The organism is Streptomyces sp. ISL-98 (assembly GCF_018614055.1).
In the GTDB taxonomy this organism is placed as follows: domain Bacteria; phylum Actinomycetota; class Actinomycetes; order Streptomycetales; family Streptomycetaceae; genus Streptomyces; species Streptomyces spiramyceticus.
Genome location: NZ_JAGGPB010000020.1, coordinates 67470 through 83533, shown reverse-complemented (window position 1 = coordinate 83533; position 16064 = coordinate 67470). Strand labels below are relative to the sequence as shown.

12 protein-coding genes are annotated in these 16064 nt (G+C 71.7%); 3 read left to right on the top strand and 9 right to left on the bottom strand.

Annotated features, from left to right (window positions below; genetic code table 11):
• Positions 1-84: 84 nt before the first annotated feature.
• Positions 85-1548, top strand: coding sequence for a helix-turn-helix domain-containing protein (locus tag J7I98_RS14965; RefSeq protein ID WP_214921173.1), 1464 nt, complete (start codon positions 85-87; stop codon positions 1546-1548).
• A gap of 119 nt (positions 1549-1667) precedes the next feature.
• Here the strand turns inward: J7I98_RS14965 and sucD are convergent, their stop codons facing one another.
• The 8 genes from sucD to J7I98_RS14925 form a co-directional block, all read right to left on the bottom strand.
• Positions 1668-2552: a succinate--CoA ligase subunit alpha gene (gene sucD, locus J7I98_RS14960; RefSeq protein ID WP_214921172.1), complete on the bottom strand. Its 885-nt coding sequence runs from the start codon at positions 2550-2552 to the stop codon at positions 1668-1670.
• Between the two features lie 21 nt (positions 2553-2573).
• Positions 2574-3755 carry an ADP-forming succinate--CoA ligase subunit beta gene (gene sucC, locus J7I98_RS14955; protein WP_214921171.1) on the bottom strand — a complete coding sequence of 394 codons (1182 nt, stop codon included), beginning with the start codon at positions 3753-3755 and terminating at the stop codon, positions 2574-2576.
• Between the two features lie 422 nt (positions 3756-4177).
• Positions 4178-5077, bottom strand: a complete 900-nt coding sequence (locus tag J7I98_RS14950; RefSeq protein WP_214921170.1) for a hypothetical protein — start codon at positions 5075-5077, stop codon at positions 4178-4180.
• Positions 5078-5185: 108 nt separating this feature from the next.
• Positions 5186-6058, bottom strand: coding sequence for a hypothetical protein (locus J7I98_RS14945; RefSeq protein ID WP_214921169.1), 873 nt, complete (start codon positions 6056-6058; stop codon positions 5186-5188).
• 96 nt (positions 6059-6154) lie between these two features.
• Positions 6155-7267 (bottom strand): VWA domain-containing protein, encoded by a 1113-nt coding sequence (locus J7I98_RS14940; protein WP_214921310.1) that lies wholly within the window; start codon positions 7265-7267, stop codon positions 6155-6157.
• A gap of 206 nt (positions 7268-7473) precedes the next feature.
• A complete protein-coding gene (locus J7I98_RS14935; RefSeq protein ID WP_214921168.1) occupies positions 7474-9840 on the bottom strand; it encodes a DUF5682 family protein in 2367 nt (788 codons plus the stop codon).
• A complete protein-coding gene (locus J7I98_RS14930) occupies positions 9837-10985 on the bottom strand; it encodes an AAA family ATPase (protein WP_251020648.1) in 1149 nt (382 codons plus the stop codon). Before J7I98_RS14930 ends, J7I98_RS14935 begins: the two co-directional genes overlap by 4 nt.
• A gap of 102 nt (positions 10986-11087) precedes the next feature.
• Positions 11088-11492 carry a hypothetical protein gene (locus J7I98_RS14925; RefSeq protein WP_214921167.1) on the bottom strand — a complete coding sequence of 135 codons (405 nt, stop codon included), beginning with the start codon at positions 11490-11492 and terminating at the stop codon, positions 11088-11090.
• A 146-nt stretch (positions 11493-11638) separates the two neighbouring features.
• Between J7I98_RS14925 and J7I98_RS14920 the strand changes: the two genes are divergently transcribed.
• Both J7I98_RS14920 and J7I98_RS14915 read left to right on the top strand, forming a co-directional pair.
• Positions 11639-13018 (top strand): SWIM zinc finger family protein, encoded by a 1380-nt coding sequence (locus J7I98_RS14920; protein ID WP_214921166.1) that lies wholly within the window; start codon positions 11639-11641, stop codon positions 13016-13018.
• 533 nt (positions 13019-13551) lie between these two features.
• Positions 13552-15192: a DUF5691 domain-containing protein gene (locus J7I98_RS14915; protein WP_214921308.1), complete on the top strand. Its 1641-nt coding sequence runs from the start codon at positions 13552-13554 to the stop codon at positions 15190-15192.
• Between the two features lie 162 nt (positions 15193-15354).
• Here J7I98_RS14915 and J7I98_RS14910 read toward each other — a convergent pair whose 3' ends face one another.
• Entirely contained in the window at positions 15355-15768 is a 414-nt protein-coding gene (locus J7I98_RS14910; protein WP_214921165.1) for a cobalamin B12-binding domain-containing protein, read from the bottom strand.
• Between the last annotated feature and the right edge of the window lie 296 nt (positions 15769-16064).

Below are 16064 nucleotides of genomic sequence, written 5' to 3'. Positions count from 1 at the left end.
CGCGTAACAGGCGAATGACTGCCGTGTCGCCCAATATACGTTTATGTACTTTTTTGCTTGGTACAGCGCTGCGGGGAGCCCCTCATGACACAGAGCGCCCACACCCCCTCGGCCGCCACCCTTCCCTCCCCCAAGGAGCGGCGCAGGCTGCGCCAAGCGAAAGCAATGTCCCTGGAGCAGCTCGCGGCCGAGCTGGGGGTGAGGTGCGAGACGCTCCGTTCGTGGGAGTCGGGCCGCACGAATCCGAAGGGCCGCAAACGCGCGGCGTACGCGAAACTGCTGTCCACCATCAGCGTGGAGAAGGAGAAACAGCCCCCCGCCGTTGCCGACACGGAGCCGCCAGGAGGGGACGCGCAGGAGCGCTCCCCGCAGGGTGTCGAACACAGCCTGGACGGCGTACAAACACACCCCCCCGCCCGTTCGGCACCCGAGGAGACACCCCAGCACGGCACCGCCCCCGAATCCACGGCTCCCGCGCCCACCACACCCACGGAAAACGAACCGCCCCCGGACACGCCGCAAACCGCCCCGCCCGAGGACACCGCACCACCTACCGACACCACGCCCCAGGACACCGCACCACTCCCCGACGCGACGCCCCCGGACACCGCACCGACCCCGGACGCCACACCACCAGAGTCCGCGCCGCCCCCCGACACCACACCACCAGACACCGCACCGACCTCCGACGCCAGTGCACCCGAGCCCACACCCCCCGCACCCCCCGCCCGCACCCCCGCCGAAGCCTTCGACGCCCTGTACATCCGCGCCGCCCCCGCCCTCCTGCGCCAGGCCTACCTCCTCACCGGACGCCGCCGCCTGGCTCAGGAGGCCGTCGAGTACGCCTTCCACCTCGCCTGGCAGCGCTGGCCCGAGGTGGCGACGGACCGGGACCCCGCAGGCTGGGTGCGCGCAGCGGCGTACGAGTACGCGATGGCCCCCTGGCACCGGCTGCGCCGCGCGCACAAGCGCCCCGACCGGCCCCCCACCGACCCCGCCACCCGGGCGCTGCTCGACGCCCTGCTGCGCCTGCGCCCCACGCACCGCCGCGCGCTGCTCCTGTACGACGGACTGGGCCTGGACCTCCCCGATACGGCGGCCGAGACCGAGGCCAGCACCCCCGCGGCCGCGAGCCGCCTCCTCAACGCACGCGCGGCGCTCATCGAACGGCTGCCGGAACTCGCCGAGGCGGAGACACCCGCCGAACTGTCCGCGCTGCTCCAGCAACGCCTGCACGCCCTGGACCAAGCCGTCCCACAGATCGGGCTGGTCCCCGCCCGCGCCGTACGGACAGGCAGCGAGCGCAAGACGAGCTTCTGGACGAGAGCGGCCCTCGCGTTCACCGCACTGATCGTCGGAGCGACGGCGTTCACGGTGGTCAACGCCCCCACGCGGTACGAGCCTCCGCCCTCCCCGGGCAGACCGATCAGCGGCGTCCCGGTCAGGGGAGGCCCGCAGATCCTGTCACCGGAGGACATGGAACTGCGCGACAAACTCCGCGCGGAACCCATGAGCGGCCCGCACCGCCTGGCACCGGAAGCCCAGTGAACGCGTGCGGGCCCGTACCCCACAAGGGAGGTACGGGCCCGCACGGTCAGCGCGAAGCTGGATAGCCACCGCAAAAGCGGAATCAACCAGCGTCAGCCGCCAAAGCAGCGCACCGGATGTCAGCCGGCAAGAATCGCACGCGCCAGCTTGGCCGTCTCGGTCGGCGTCTTGCCGACCTTGACGCCCGCGGCCTCGAGGGCCTCCTTCTTGGCCTGTGCGGTGCCAGAAGAACCGGAAACGATCGCACCGGCGTGACCCATGGTCTTGCCCTCCGGCGCGGTGAAGCCCGCGACGTAGCCGACGACCGGCTTGGTCACATTCTTCGCGATGTAGTCGGCCGCACGCTCCTCCGCGTCGCCACCGATCTCACCGATCATGACGATCAGGTCGGTGTCGGGGTCGGCCTCGAACGCGGCGAGGGCGTCGATGTGCGTCGTACCGATGACCGGGTCGCCACCGATGCCGACGGCGGACGAGAAGCCGAGGTCACGGAGCTCGTACATCATCTGGTAGGTCAGCGTGCCGGACTTGGACACGAGACCGATGCGGCCGGGCTTGGTGATGTCGCCCGGGATGATGCCGGCGTTGGACTGGCCCGGGGTGATGAGACCGGGGCAGTTCGGGCCGATGATCCGCGTCTTGTTGCCCTTGCTGGAGGCGTACGACCAGAAGGCGGCGGAGTCGTGCACCGCGATGCCCTCGGTGATGACAACGGCGAGACCGATCTCGGCGTCGATCGCCTCGACGACCGCGGCCTTGGCGAACGCCGGCGGCACGAAGAGAACCGACACATCGGCGCCGGTCTTCTCCATCGCTTCCTTGACGGAGCCGAAGACCGGAACCTCGGTGCCGTCGAAGTCGACGGTCGTGCCGGCCTTGCGCGGGTTCACGCCGCCGACGATGTTGGTGCCGTCAGCCAGCATGAGCTTGGTGTGCTTCATGCCCGTGGCACCGGTCATCCCCTGGACGATGACCTTGCTGTCCTTGGTGAGGAAGATAGCCATGGTTGTGGTGTCCCTCGTCCCTTACTTCGCAGCCGCGGCGAGTTCGGCGGCCTTGTCGGCCGCGCCGTCCATGGTGTCCACGCGCTGCACGAGCGGGTGGTTGGCGTCGGAGAGGATCTTGCGACCCAGGTCCGCGTTGTTGCCGTCGAGGCGCACGACCAGCGGCTTGGTGACGTCCTCGCCCTTGGACTTGAGCAGCGCCAGGGCCTGAACGATGCCGTTGGCGACCTCGTCGCACGCAGTGATGCCACCGAAGACGTTGACGAACACGGACTTGACGTCCGGGTCGCCGAGGATGATCTCCAGGCCGTTCGCCATGACCTCGGCGGAGGCGCCGCCACCGATGTCGAGGAAGTTGGCGGGCTTCACGTTGCCGTGGTTCTCACCGGCGTACGCGACGACGTCCAGGGTCGACATGACCAGACCGGCACCGTTACCGATGATGCCGACCTCGCCGTCGAGCTTGACGTAGTTGAGGTTCTTGGCCTTCGCGGCAGCCTCGAGCGGGTTGGCTGCGGCCTTGTCCTCGAGCGCCTCGTGGTCGGGCTGGCGGAAGTCGGCGTTCTCGTCGAGAGACACCTTGCCGTCGAGGGCGATGATGCGGCCGTCGGCGACCTTCGCGAGCGGGTTGACCTCGACGAGTAGCGCGTCCTCGGCGACGAAGGTGTCCCACAGCGTCACCAGAACCTCGGCGACCTGCTCGGCGACCTCGGCCGGGAACTTCGCCTGGGCGACGATCTCGCGGGCCTTCTCGATCGTCACGCCGTCATTGGCGTTGACCGGGACCTTCGCGAGGGCCTCGGGGGTCTTCTCGGCGACCTCCTCGATGTCCATGCCGCCCTGAACGGACGCCATGGCGAGGAAGGTGCGGTTGGTGCGGTCGAGGAGGTACGAAACGTAGTACTCCTCGGCGATCTCGGGCGCGGTCTCGGCGATCATCACCTTGTGGACCGTGTGGCCCTTGATGTCCATGCCGAGAATGTCCGTCGCACGGGCGACGGCCTCGTCCGGGGTGGCGGCCAGCTTGACGCCGCCGGCCTTGCCGCGGCCGCCGACCTTCACCTGCGCCTTGACGACCGACTTGCCGCCCAGCCGCTCGGTGGCCTCGCGCGCCGCCTCAGGCGTTTCGATGACTTCACCGGCCAGCACCGGTACACCGTGCTTGGCGAAGAGGTCCCTCGCCTGGTACTCGAACAGGTCCACGCGCGTCCGTCCCTTTTCTGGTGATCGCGGTTCGTTGCTTTGAATGCGATGGGCGTGCCGCGAAGGGCAACGTGACGGCACTGTCACAAGGGAGGCGTACACGGTGTCCGGTACGCGGCATGTCCGTCTCGCAGGTTATCCCCGTGTGCCGTAGGACCCTAAATCGCAGATCACACCTGAGCGGTGATACCTGTCACAGATCACACATGTGAACAGGTCGGCAGGGCTCGGAGGAGAACACAGCAGTGGACACGGAGCCGGGCGGCCTCCACCCCAATGGAGACCGCCCGGGGAACATCGGACCCGCCTGTCGGACGTCCCGCGGCAGACGCCGCGCGCCGGATGTCACATGCCAGATGTCACATGCCAGATGTCACATGCCAGATGTCACGCGACGGATGTCATGCGACGGATGCCTCGCCTCAGATGCCCTGGGTGACGTACGACGCGTAGCCCGGGGTGACCGTGGTCGCCGTGCCCTGGGCGCCAGAGATCGCGTTGCCGGCCAGCGGGGTCGAGTCGACCGTGCCGTACAGGTCCTGCGCGAACGGCTGGACGTCGGACACGACGCCTCCGGCGAACGGCGTCACGTCGTCGGCGACACCGTGCGCAAGGTTGTCGGCGCTGCCGCCGACTCCCTGCACGACGGGCTGGACCTGGTTGACGACGGTGTCGACGAACGGCCGGGCCGCACCCTGGACGCCGCCCGCGAACGGGCCGACCTCGGAGACGACGCCACCGGCGAACGGCTGGACATCGCTCGCGACGCCGCCCGCGAAGGGCGTCACATCGGCGACAGCGCCCTGGGCGAGACCGCCGGCGTCGCCGACCGCCTGGCCGGCGACGGGCAGCGCGCTGTTCACGGCCCGGGCGGCGATGGGCGGCAGGACGTCCTGAGCGGCGGCGTCCACGAACGGGGAGGCGGCGGTGACCGCACCCTGGGCGCGGTCGGGGGCCTGCTCAAGGTCCGGCGCGAACGCGGAGAGCGGCCCGAAGAGGTAGTCCACCTCGCCCTGGGCGTCGGCCGCGTCGGGCACGTCAGCCACGGAGGGGGCGGCGGGCAGGTCGTGACGCACCTCGCGCACGTCCTGGTGAACGTCCTGCGTGGCGGCCTTGGCGTCCTGGACGACGTCGGTGTCGACATCGACGTCGACGCCCTTGAGCTCCTCGACAGCGTCGGCTGCCGTGTCGACTGCCGTGTCGGGCGTGGAGAGCGGCACCGAGACGGGCAGCTCGGACGCGCTCGCGGCAGCGGTACCGAGGGCCCACATACCACCGGCGGTGGCGGCGACGGCTATGGAACGGCGGATGTTCTTGTTCATGCTTGCGTCAGATCCTTCGAATTCATTCGGCTGGCCGGAGATTTCCGGATGGCGGGCAGACCTGTCCCGCCCCCGCGCGGCAGGTCATTGAGCGGGGGACGGTCTGCCCTAGCCGGGGAATTCGAGAATTTCGTCAGGTCGTTCGCAGGTCGGTGCGGCGGTCGCCGGAAGCGCGGCCCCGCGCACAAGTCCGAAGCGGGTGTCGTCGGCGAACGCTGCCGCCGGATCACCGGAACGCGGCGCGCTCACGTCACCGGCCGCCGGTCGTACGCCGTCACGGCACGGCCCGCCGGGCGCCTGCACAGGCGCCTGGCCGTACCGAGGAACCTCCGGGCTCCGGTAGCCATCCCGATGCCCGTCGGGGACCGACTCGCCCCAACCGCCCGCCAGGTACAGAGACAGGTACGACCTGTCGGCCACACCGGCCTTGTGCGTTACGGGCAGGGTTACGTCCCCACTCGCGCCCCGCTGCGCCCGCTCGCCGGTGCCCAGGTGCGCAGCCTGCTCCGCACCGTCCGAGGACGGATCCGGAACCGGTGACGCCGCGGGAAGCTCCGACGCCCCAGGTATCCCGGGCGCCTTCGGCAGCACCGGCAGCTCCGCCGCGGGCGGTTCGCTCATGGGCAGCCGCCTGTCGACCTGTTCGGCCACCTCGCCGACGGCCCGGGTGGCGCGCTGCGCGACCCCAATCACTGGCTCAGCCACGACAGTCACCGACTCCGCGGCCTCACGCACGGCCTCGGCGCCCTCGCGCACAGGCCGGGTCGACTGCTCCTCGACCGGAGCCACGACAGCGCCGGCAACGGCCGGTTCCGCGTCACGAGCCGGCGTCGGCGATTCGACGGCGTACGCCTGCCCGCCCCACAGGAACCCGAGCGCCAGCAGTCCCCCGAGCACCAGCACCACCTGCAGCGCACGCCGCCCGGCCGCCCGGCGCATTACGCGCAGGACAGCGGCGGGTGGAGCGACTACGGCAGTCAAAGTGACCGGAATCCTTCAGAAACGACGGAGGGAACGACGGAGGGAACGACGGGGGTGATGCTTGCACGAGACTCCCGGGGTTACGCAAGTCTTGTGTTACTGATGAGTCACCATGTCCGGTATGGGCAGTGGCCGTTTCTCAATTGCCGCCGCCATCACCTCCGGAAAGAGATCGGGCGTACAGGCGAAAGCGGGGGCGCCCAGCGCCGCGAGGGCCGCCGCGTGCTCACGGTCGTACGCCGGGGCGCCCTCGTCGGAGAGCGCGAGCAGCGCGACGAACTGCACGCCCGACGCCTTCATCGCCGCTACCCTCTTCAGCATCTCGTCCCGTATCCCGCCCTCGTAGAGGTCGCTGATCAGCACGACGACGGTGTCGGCAGGCCGCGTGATCTGCGACTGGCAGTACGCGAGGGCCCGGTTGATGTCCGTACCGCCGCCGAGCTGCGTGCCGAAGAGGACGTCGACCGGATCGTCCAGCTGGTCGGTGAGATCGACGACGGCTGTATCGAAGACGACGAGGCGGGTGGCGATCGAGCGCATGGAGGCAAGGACCGCGCCGAAGACGGACGCGTAGACGACGGATGCGGCCATCGACCCCGACTGGTCGATGCACAGGACGACGTCCTTCTTCACGGACTGCGAGGCCCGGCCGTATCCGACGAGCCGCTCGGGGACGACGGTCCGGTACTCCGGAAGGTAATTCTTGAGGTTGGCCCGGATCGTACGATCCCAGTCGATGTCCCGGTGCCGTGGGCGGCTGACGCGGGCACTGCGGTCGAGGGCGCCCGTCAGGGTGGCCCGGGTGCGGGTGGCAAGCCGCTTCTCCACATCCTCAACGACCCTGCGAACGACCGCGCGCGCGGTCTCCTTGGTCGTCTCGGGCATCGCCTTGTTGAGCGAGAGCAGCGTCCCGACGAGGTGGACGTCGGCCTCGACGGCTTCCAGCATTTCCGGCTCCAGCAGCAGCGCCGAGAGTCCGAGCCGCTCTATGGCGTCCCGCTGCATGACCTGGACGACAGAGCTGGGGAAGTACGTACGGATGTCGCCGAGCCACCGCGCGACGGACGGCGCGGAAGCACCGAGCCCGGCGGAACGACTGCGCCCCGCGTCGCGCCCGCCGCCGTAGAGCGAACCGAGCGCCCCGTCCATGGAACTGTCCCGCCCGGTGAGCGAGCACCCGGTCCCATCCCCCTCCCCGCCGCCCAACACAAGCCGCCAGCGCCGAAGCCGCTCCGACCCCCCGCCACCGCCGCCGGGCCCACCAGCCCCACTGCCTCCTGAACCGCCCCCAAAAGGGCCACCGCCGTCACCGCGCACTACGCCACCCCCTGTGCCGCTCACCTCGCCATCCGACACCCAGGCACCCCGCACCGACGCATCCGCCAGTGCCGCCCCCACGTCCCTGCCCTTCACGCTCATCGGGCCTCCCCCGCCAGGTCGTCCACCAGGTCATCCACCACGTCACTCGCCCCGTCGCCCGGAACCTCGCCCCCGCCATCCGTGCCGCCCAACAGCAGCCGCAGCACCGGCACCACAGCTTCCGCGCGGTCCTCGTCGAGCCCGGGGCCGAAACCGGGTGCGCCGGCCTCCGTTCTCGCCGGGCGTGCGGCCGACGGGCCGCGTCTGACCAGTTCGCCCAAGGTGCGCCGTACTCCCGGCTCGTACGCCGAGAACGTGCGGCGCAGCAGCGGCAGTACGTCGATGAAGGCGTCGTCGGACACGCCGGTGAGCCATGCGTCGACCAGACCCAGCAGCCGCTCGTCGTGCACCAGGAGCATTCCGCCGCCCGCCGCTCCGCCGACGAAGCCCTCGACCCAGGCCGCGGCGTCGGCCGGCAGCGTGCCCGGGGAAAGGGCGAGCCCCATGAAGCGCGCTGCTTCGTCCTCCCCGAGCCGCCCGTCGTCCAGCAGCAACCGCACAGCCCGCCCGCGTATCACCCCGCCCACGGTTTCCCGCACGGCCAGCTTGCGCAGCACGCCGGCCCAACGCCCGCGCAGGTCGGCATGGTCGCCCGCCGGCGGCTCGGCCAGGAGACCGATCGCCGTGTGAACGGCGTCGACGTGGCGGCGCATCTCTGCCGCGCCGTCCGCGTCGAGTCCCGTGCAGGCGGGCGGCAGCCCTACGCAGATCCTCTCGGCCAGCCCCGCCGCCACCTCACCGAGCGCGGCCGTGTCCGTACCGCGCACGTCCCCGTACCGGAGAGAGCGGGCGAGGGCGGGCAGCGCCTGGGCGAGGTGGCCGACGTCCGCGTCCAGCGCGGCGCGGTCGGCCAGGGCCCGCATCACCACCGGGAGGGCGTCGGGCAGTTCGGCCAGGAGGCACCGCTCGGCGAGCGCGGTGACGTCGGCGAGTGCGGTGGCCGAGGCAGCCTGTGTCTCGGCCTTGGCGGTGGCGGCGGAGAGCACGGTGGTGCCCCATACCCCGGCCTCCGCGACCCGCACCGACAGCTCCGGCTCCCAGCGCAGCCGCCAGCTCTCCCGGAACGTACCCGTACTCCCGCGCGATGCTGCGGGCTCGCCCCAGCCGATGGACAGGAGCCGCAGCCGGTGCAGCAGTCGGCTGCGGGCCGCGTCGTTGTCCTTGCGCAGGTCGAGTTCCAACTCGCGGTCCTGAGCCTCCGCTTTGAGGCGCAGGCTGCGCTGCGACCGGGTCAGGTCGCGCTGCAACGGCACGGCGGGCGCCGCGTCCGGGACCTCTCCGAGTACGTCGCCGACGACGAGCCGGTCGCGTACGAGCGCGAGCGGGACGTCGGAGCCCTCGCACATCACCGCGCGCACGGCGTCGGTCGTCTCGGTCAGGCCTGCGAGGGGGCGGCCGCGCATGGCGGCGAGGGTCTCGGCGAGCCGGACGGCTTCGATGACATGGGCGGAGGAGACCATCCGGTCCTCGTCCCGCAGCAGCCCGGCGACCTTGGTCATCCAGCGCTCGACGGGCCGGTCAGGAGCGCCGAAGAGGTGCCCGTACCAGCCGGGCGAGTCGATGCCCGCGCCGTATCCGCTGCGCCGGGCGAGCCTGCGGTGGGTCCAGGGCACCCAGGTCATCTCCGCCTTGACCTTGGGCAAGCCCTTGAGCAGCGCCCGGTCCGCGGTGGCGGTGGCGACCTTGTCACCGAGCGCGGGCACGTGCCAGGCACCGCAGACTACGGCGATGTCGGCGCCGTACTCCTTGCGTGCGGCGCGGAGTTGGAGGCGCATGTACGCCTCGCGCACACGGTCGCGGGGGTGCCCGCCGTCGCCGTGCATCTCACGCAGCGCGCCCATGGCCTCGGCGAGCGCGCCGAACGGAGCGAACGGATCGCCGCCGCCTCCGCCGCCCCCCCCACGGTGCTCGACGACGTCCTCCCACCACCGCTCCGGATCGTCGTATCCAGCGGCTTCCGCGAGCACCGCAAGGGGATCGACCGCCGGATCCTCCCCCGGGCCCGCATCGGCTTCGCCCGAGTCCCCCGTCTCCTCCGCGAGCGCCAGCGAGTGCGCCGCCGGAAGATCCATGAAACGCACGGGCACGTCGTGCCCCAGCGCCCAGCGGATCGCGACCCACTCCGGGGAGAACTCGGCCAGCGGCCAGAACGCGGCCCGTCCCGGGTCGTCCGTGACATGCGCCAGCAGGGCCACGGGCGGGCGCATCGCATCGTCCGCCGCCAGCGCCAGCAGCGCGTCGCCCTCGGGCGGTCCCTCGATCAGTACGGCCCGGGGCTGCGCCGCATCGAGCGCGCCCCGCACCGCGCGGGCCGACCCGGGCCCGTGGTGGCGCACGCCCAGCAGCAGAGGGCCACCCGTCATCCCGATACCTCCCGGCAGGCGCGGTAGAAGTCCTTCCAGCCGTCACGCTCGCGGACGACCGTCTCCAGGTACTCCTGCCAGATGACGCGGTCCGCCGCCGGGTCGCGCACGACCGCACCGAGGATCCCGGCCGCGACGTCGCCGGAGCGCAGAACGCCTTCCCCGAAGTGCGCGGCGAGGGCGAGGCCGCCGGTGACGACGGAGATCGCCTCCGCCGTGGACAGCGTGCCCGAAGGGGACTTGACCTTCGTACGCCCGTCGGCCGTGACGCCGTCCCGCAGCTCGCGGAAGACGGTGACCACACGCCGGATCTCGTCGAAGCCGTCGGGCGCGGCCGGCAGATCGAGGGAGCGCCCGATCTGGTCGACGCGGCGCGACACGATGTCGACCTCCGCGTCCGCCGTCGCGGGCAGCGGCAGGACGACCGTATTGAAGCGCCGGCGCAGCGCGCTGGAGAGGTCGTTGACCCCCCGGTCGCGGTCATTGGCGGTGGCGATGAGATTGAAACCGCGCACAGCCTGCTGCTCCTGCCCCAACTCGGGAATGGGCAGCGTCTTTTCCGACAAGATCGTGATCAGGGTGTCCTGCACGTCGGCCGGGATGCGGGTGAGTTCCTCGACCCGCGCTGTCATGCCGTCGGCCATGGCCCGCATGACGGGGCTGGGCACGAGGGCTTCGCGGCTCGGTCCGTGCGCGAGCAGCCGGGCGTAGTTCCAGCCGTAGCGAATGGCTTCCTCGGGCGTACCGGCGGTGCCCTGCACGAGCAGCGTGGAGTCGCCGCTGACGGCGGCTGCGAGGTGCTCGGAGACCCAGGTCTTCGCGGTGCCGGGGACGCCGAGCAGCAGCAGGGCGCGGTCGGTGGCGAGCGTGGTGACGGCGACTTCGACGATCCGGCGCGGGCCCACGTACTTGGGCGTGATCACCGTGCCGTCGGGCAGGGTCCCGCCGAGCAGGTACGTGGCAACGGCCCATGGCGACAGCTGCCATCTGGCGGGCCGCGGCCGGTCGTCGGCCGCGGCCAGCGCCTTGAGCTCGTCGGCGAACGCGTCCTCGGCGTGCGGCCGCAGGGCCTCGGCGCTGTCCGCACCGGCGGCGCGGCCGGTACTGGCGACACCGTCGACAGGCTTGATTTCGGGCACGGTCATGGATCCCCCTCCAGATTTCCCGGATGTGGGATCCACCGTGCACCACGCCACTGACAATCGACCGTCGCCGCAGGTCAGGGCCCAAATGGCAGAGCGCGGAGGTTACTTCGCGATCGGCGAGGCCGCGACGCAGCCAGCGACCATGGCCTTCTCGCCCTTCGCTTCCTTGATCGTCTCGCCCTTGTAGATGACCTTGCAGGTCAGGTCGGCCGAGCCGTCGATGCTGATCGGCGAGACGGCGGGCGGCATGATGCCGCGCAGCGTGACCGTCTTCTTCCAGGGCAGCGTGGGCTTCTTGGCCGACTCCATCTTCGGGTTCATGGCCGTGCCCTCGCCGCCCGCGTACTCGATGGATTCGACGCTCTTGCCCGTGACCTCGTACGTGACTTCGTACGTCTCGTTGACGGCCTTGTCGACCTCGTCGACGGTCGTGGCGCAGGCGCCCAGGCCGAGAGCGAGGCCGGTGACGGCGGTGGCGCAGACGGCTGAGCGGACGATGCGGTTCATGAGGGACCCCCCGGTTTTCTGCTTCAGGACCTCGCGCCCGCCAAGGGGGCGAAGTGCAGTCATGATACGTCGGCTCCGGCCCGCCTGCACGCGGCGAAACCGCAGGTGGGAGCCGATTGTCAGTGGTGGCCCGTAGCGTCTTTCCCATGAATCAGCAGGGGGTGCGCTGGACTGCGGAACAGGTGCTGGCTTTGGCTCCTGACGATGCGTCACGCAAGACGGGAAGCAGGCTCGGCACGGCCGGTCCGTGGTCGGAGGCGGGGAGCAATGGTTCAGGAGCCGTCTGGGGGCTCTGCAAGGGCAGCGGCAACAAGCCCTATCGGACGGTGGTCGATACGGCGGCCGGCAGCCCGGCGTACAAGTGCAGTTGCCCGAGCCGGAAGTTCCCGTGCAAGCACGCGCTGGGACTGCTGCTGCTGTGGGCTGCGGACGATCCGGCCGTGCGGGACTCGGACATGCCCGACTGGGCCGGTGAGTGGCTCGCGGCGCGCGGCGAGAGGGCCGGACGCAAGGCGGGTTCGCCGGACACGAAGTCCGGGGAAGACGAGGGGACATCCGGCCGGGCGGCCGACCCGGAGGCGGCCAGGCGCAGGGCAGAGCGCCGGGCCGAGCGGATCACCCTGGGGGCCACGGAGCTGGAGCAGCGGCTGACGGACCTGCTGCGCGGCGGTCTCGCCGCCGCCGAGCAGACGGGGTACGCGATGTGGGAGGAGACGGCCGCCCGCATGGTCGACGCGCAGGCGCCAGGACTGGCCGCTCGGGTACGGGAATTGGGTGCGATACCGGCGTCGGGGCCGGGCTGGCCCGTGCGGCTGCTGGAGGAGTGCGCGCTGTTGCATCTGCTGGACGTGGCCTGGCTGGGCCGCGACCGGCTGCCGGAGCCGCTGGCCGCGACCGTGCGGACGCGCGTCGGCCTCACCGCACCCGCAGCGGGCCCGCCGGTGCGGGACCGCTGGCTGGTGCTGGCCCAGTACGACACCCCGGACGGCAAGCTCGTCACGCGCCGCATATGGCTGTACGGCAAGGAATCGGGGCGTACGGCGCTGGTGCTGTCCTTCGGCGTCGCAGGCCGCGCACCCGAAATCGCCCTGCCCGTGGGCCTGATGCTCGACGCGGAGCTCACCTACTACCCCGGGGCGGGGCAGCTCCGCGCCGACGTCGGTGAGCGGTTCGGGGCCCCGGTCGCGATCGACGCGCCACCGCCGGGCCGGGGCACGGCCGAAGCCCTCAGCGCCTACGGGAGGGCGTTGAAGGACGACCCATGGCTGGAGGCGTGGCCGGTGACCCTGAGCGGCGTCATACCGGCCCCTTCCGGCGACGGCTGGCAACTGGCCGAGGGCTCTGAGGGAGGAGCAGCGCTGCCCGTGGACCCCAAGGCGCTGTCCCGGCCCGGGCTGTGGAAGCTCACCGCCCTGTCCGGCGGCGGCCCGGTCACGGTCTTCGGCGAGTGCGGCCACCGCGGCTTCACCCCACTGACGGCCTGGCCCGAAGGCTCGGCGGAAACAGTCCCGCTCATCGACACCTGACCGTACGGAGGGCCCCGATGACCACCACCACAAGCACGACAGGCAGCACCCCCGCAGCCGCCACGAGCAAGGCAGGCGCCACCGGCGCCGCCCGCGCCACCACGGCAGGCGCCACCAACGCAGGCACCGCCACAGCAGGCACGACCACCGCAGGCGCCACCACCACCGCACGCACCACCGCGGCCGCTCGCATCACAACCGCCTGCACCACCGCAGGCATGGCCGCCGCAGGCACGACCGCCGCAAGAGCCGCTGGGGCGCGGCGGTGGCATCAAGCCACCACCACCGCAGACGCCACCATCACCGCACGCACCACCACTACAGACGCCACCGCCGCCACCCGCGCCACAACCGCGCGTACCGCCACGCGCACTGCCACCGCAGGCGCCACCGCCGCCGATCAGACCACCGCGGCAGGCGTCAGCGCCGCCACGCGCGCCACAACCGCACGCACCACCGCGGCACGCACCACCGCCCCAGGCGCCTCCGCCCCCGCCACCGCCACCGCCACCGCCACCGCCACCTGGGAAACCATCGCCTGGGAGGAGCTCGTCACCGTGGCCCTGCTCGGCACCGATCGCCGGACGGCGCCCGCCTCCGACGCCGGCAAGGAAGCACCGGTCGCGCTGCTGGACGCCGCGGCGCACCAGACCGTACGGCGCAGGGCCGGTCTGCTCCCCGCGCCCGCCGCCGCGCGCCCCGAGCCCGCGCCCCGCGATCCGCGTCCCGCGCTGCCCCCGGCCGCCCGGCGCCGCCTCGCCCAGCTGCTGGCCGGACGGTCGGCGTCGCAAGCCGGTGCCGGAGGGCGTCGTGGCACGACGCCCGACCTCACCGAGTTGCTCCCCCAGTGGCTCACCGCTGCCAACCGGCGCCGCTATCAGGCACCACCGGCCCTGCTGCCCGCACTGTTGGACGCCGCCCGCGCCCGTACGGACCTGCGGCCGCACGCGCTGACCTTCGCCGGGCCGCGCGGACTGTGGCTGGCCGGGCTCAATCCCGACTGGCGGTTCGCCCTGCGCGGTGCGTCGGGGGCCTCACTGCCCGACCCCCGGGACGCCGCCGCCGTACGACGCCTGTGGGAGGAGGGCCTGTTCGCGGAGCGCGTCGGCCTCCTCGCCACCGTACGGGCGCACGAACCGGGCGCCGCGCTCGCGCTGCTCGCCACGACGTGGCCCACCGAGCGGGCCGAGGACCGCCTGATGTTCCTCGACTCGCTGCGCACCGGCCTCTGCGACGCGGACGAGTCGTTCCTGGAACAGGCCCTGTCCGACCGCAGCCGCAATGTGCGCTCGACCGCTGCCGAGCTGCTCTCCGCGCTGCCCGGCTCGGCCCTGGCGGCCCGGATGGCTGCCCGTGCCACTACGTGCGTCAGCCTGGATCGCTCCGACCGCATGAGGGGCGGCGAGCGCATCGCCGTGGAAGCCCCGCACGAATGCGATGCGGACATGCAGCGCGACGGCGTCGTGCCGAAGCCCCCGGCCGGGCGGGGCGAACGATCATGGTGGCTGGGCCAGTTGGTTGAGTCGGCTCCGCTGTCCGCGTGGACGCACCGGCTCGGCGGCCGTACGCCGCAGGAGATCGTCGCTCTGCCGGTGGCCGACGGCTGGCGGGAGGAGCTGCACGCCGCCTGGTGCCGGGCGGCGGTGCGCCAGCGGGACGCCGACTGGTCCCGGGCGCTGCTCGGCGCACCCTCCACACCCCCGGACACCGGCCCCGGCACGTCATCGCTCGCGGAGCGCTCGAAGCTGCTGGCGACGCTGCCCGAGGGGGAGCGCGCGGAGTGGGTGGCGGCGTTCATCGCGGCGCACGGCCTTTCCGAGGCCTTCCAGCTGCTCGGGGTCTGCACCGTGCCCTGGGCCGAGCCGCTCGGCCGTTCGGTGGTCGACGCGCTCGACATCGCGCGGGACGCCGGGAGTTACCCGTGGAGCTTCAGCGGGGTCATGGGCCTGGCGGAGCGCTGCCTGGACCCCGGCGAAGCGGGCCGCCTAGAAATACTCACGACGACGCCGGACGAGCAGGAGGGCGCGTCGCCCGGGGCCGGCGGGTACTGGTCGGAAGCGTTCCAGCGGCTGGTCGGCACGTTGCGCTTCAGAGCGGCGATGCTCGCGGAGCTGCAGGGGGTGCCGCAGCCCGTGGCGGGCGGAGCCACCCCGCCCCGCCCCTTCCCGCTGTGACATTTTGCGGCTGCCGCCGCGTGGGGGCTCCGCACGGGCCCCGGTCCTCGTACTCCCCCAAGGACTGCGCCCAGGGAGGACACCACGGGCTGGCATAGCCAGCCCCTCCCAGTGCCCAGCCCCTCCGGTGTCCAGCCCCTCCCGTATTTGCGACGCCTACGCCTACGCCTGCGCCGCCTGGCGGACGTGGGTGTTGACCCACTCGACGATCGAGTGCGTCGTCGCGCCCGGGGTGAAGATCTCCGCGACGCCCTGCGCCTTCAGCGGCGCGATGTCCGCCTCGGGGATGATGCCGCCGCCGAAGACCTTGATGTCCTCCGCGTCGCGCTGCTTGAGCAGCTCGATGACCTTCACAAAGAGCGTGTTGTGCGCGCCGGAGAGGATGGACAGGCCGATCGCGTCGGCGTCCTCCTGGATGGCGGTGTCCACAATCTGCTCGGGCGTCTGGTGAAGTCCGGTGTAGATGACCTCCATACCGGCGTCGCGCAGCGCACGCGCGATGACCTTCGCCCCGCGATCGTGCCCGTCGAGTCCCGGCTTGGCGACCACCACGCGGATCGGCCCGGTCACACCCATCACTGCCTCCATGTACCGACTGCGCCGTCATTGGCACGCGCCCCCGCACCTGAAAGGACGGGGAAGTGAACGAACGTTATCTCCAGCATCCCGCAACCGGCCGTTTCACGGTGGATAGGGAGGGGGAAATCACACGTGGGACATGTTCGCTATGCGTCGCTCCTGCCACAAAGGGCAGCAACAGCAGCAGTCGGGGGCGATCGCAAGGGGAGCCGCAACGAGGTCGCCGTACCACCGCGCCGTCAGCCGCCCGGCGCGGTGGTACGGCCGCTGAGTGTCTCGGCCCGGCACCCCAT

Excerpts from the sequence above, each read along its gene's own strand:
- J7I98_RS14930 (WP_251020648.1), bottom strand. The coding sequence starts at position 10,985 with ATGACCGTGCCCGAAATCAAGCCTGTCGACGGTGTCGCCAGTACCGGC.
- J7I98_RS14925 (WP_214921167.1), bottom strand. The coding sequence starts at position 11,492 with ATGAACCGCATCGTCCGCTCAGCCGTCTGCGCCACCGCCGTCACCGGC.
- J7I98_RS14920 (WP_214921166.1), top strand. The coding sequence starts at position 11,639 with ATGAATCAGCAGGGGGTGCGCTGGACTGCGGAACAGGTGCTGGCTTTG.
- sucD (WP_214921172.1), bottom strand. The coding sequence starts at position 2,552 with ATGGCTATCTTCCTCACCAAGGACAGCAAGGTCATCGTCCAGGGGATG.
- J7I98_RS14910 (WP_214921165.1), bottom strand. The coding sequence starts at position 15,768 with ATGGGTGTGACCGGGCCGATCCGCGTGGTGGTCGCCAAGCCGGGACTC.
- J7I98_RS14950 (WP_214921170.1), bottom strand. The coding sequence starts at position 5,077 with ATGAACAAGAACATCCGCCGTTCCATAGCCGTCGCCGCCACCGCCGGT.
- J7I98_RS14965 (WP_214921173.1), top strand. The coding sequence starts at position 85 with ATGACACAGAGCGCCCACACCCCCTCGGCCGCCACCCTTCCCTCCCCC.
- J7I98_RS14935 (WP_214921168.1), bottom strand. The coding sequence starts at position 9,840 with ATGACGGGTGGCCCTCTGCTGCTGGGCGTGCGCCACCACGGGCCCGGG.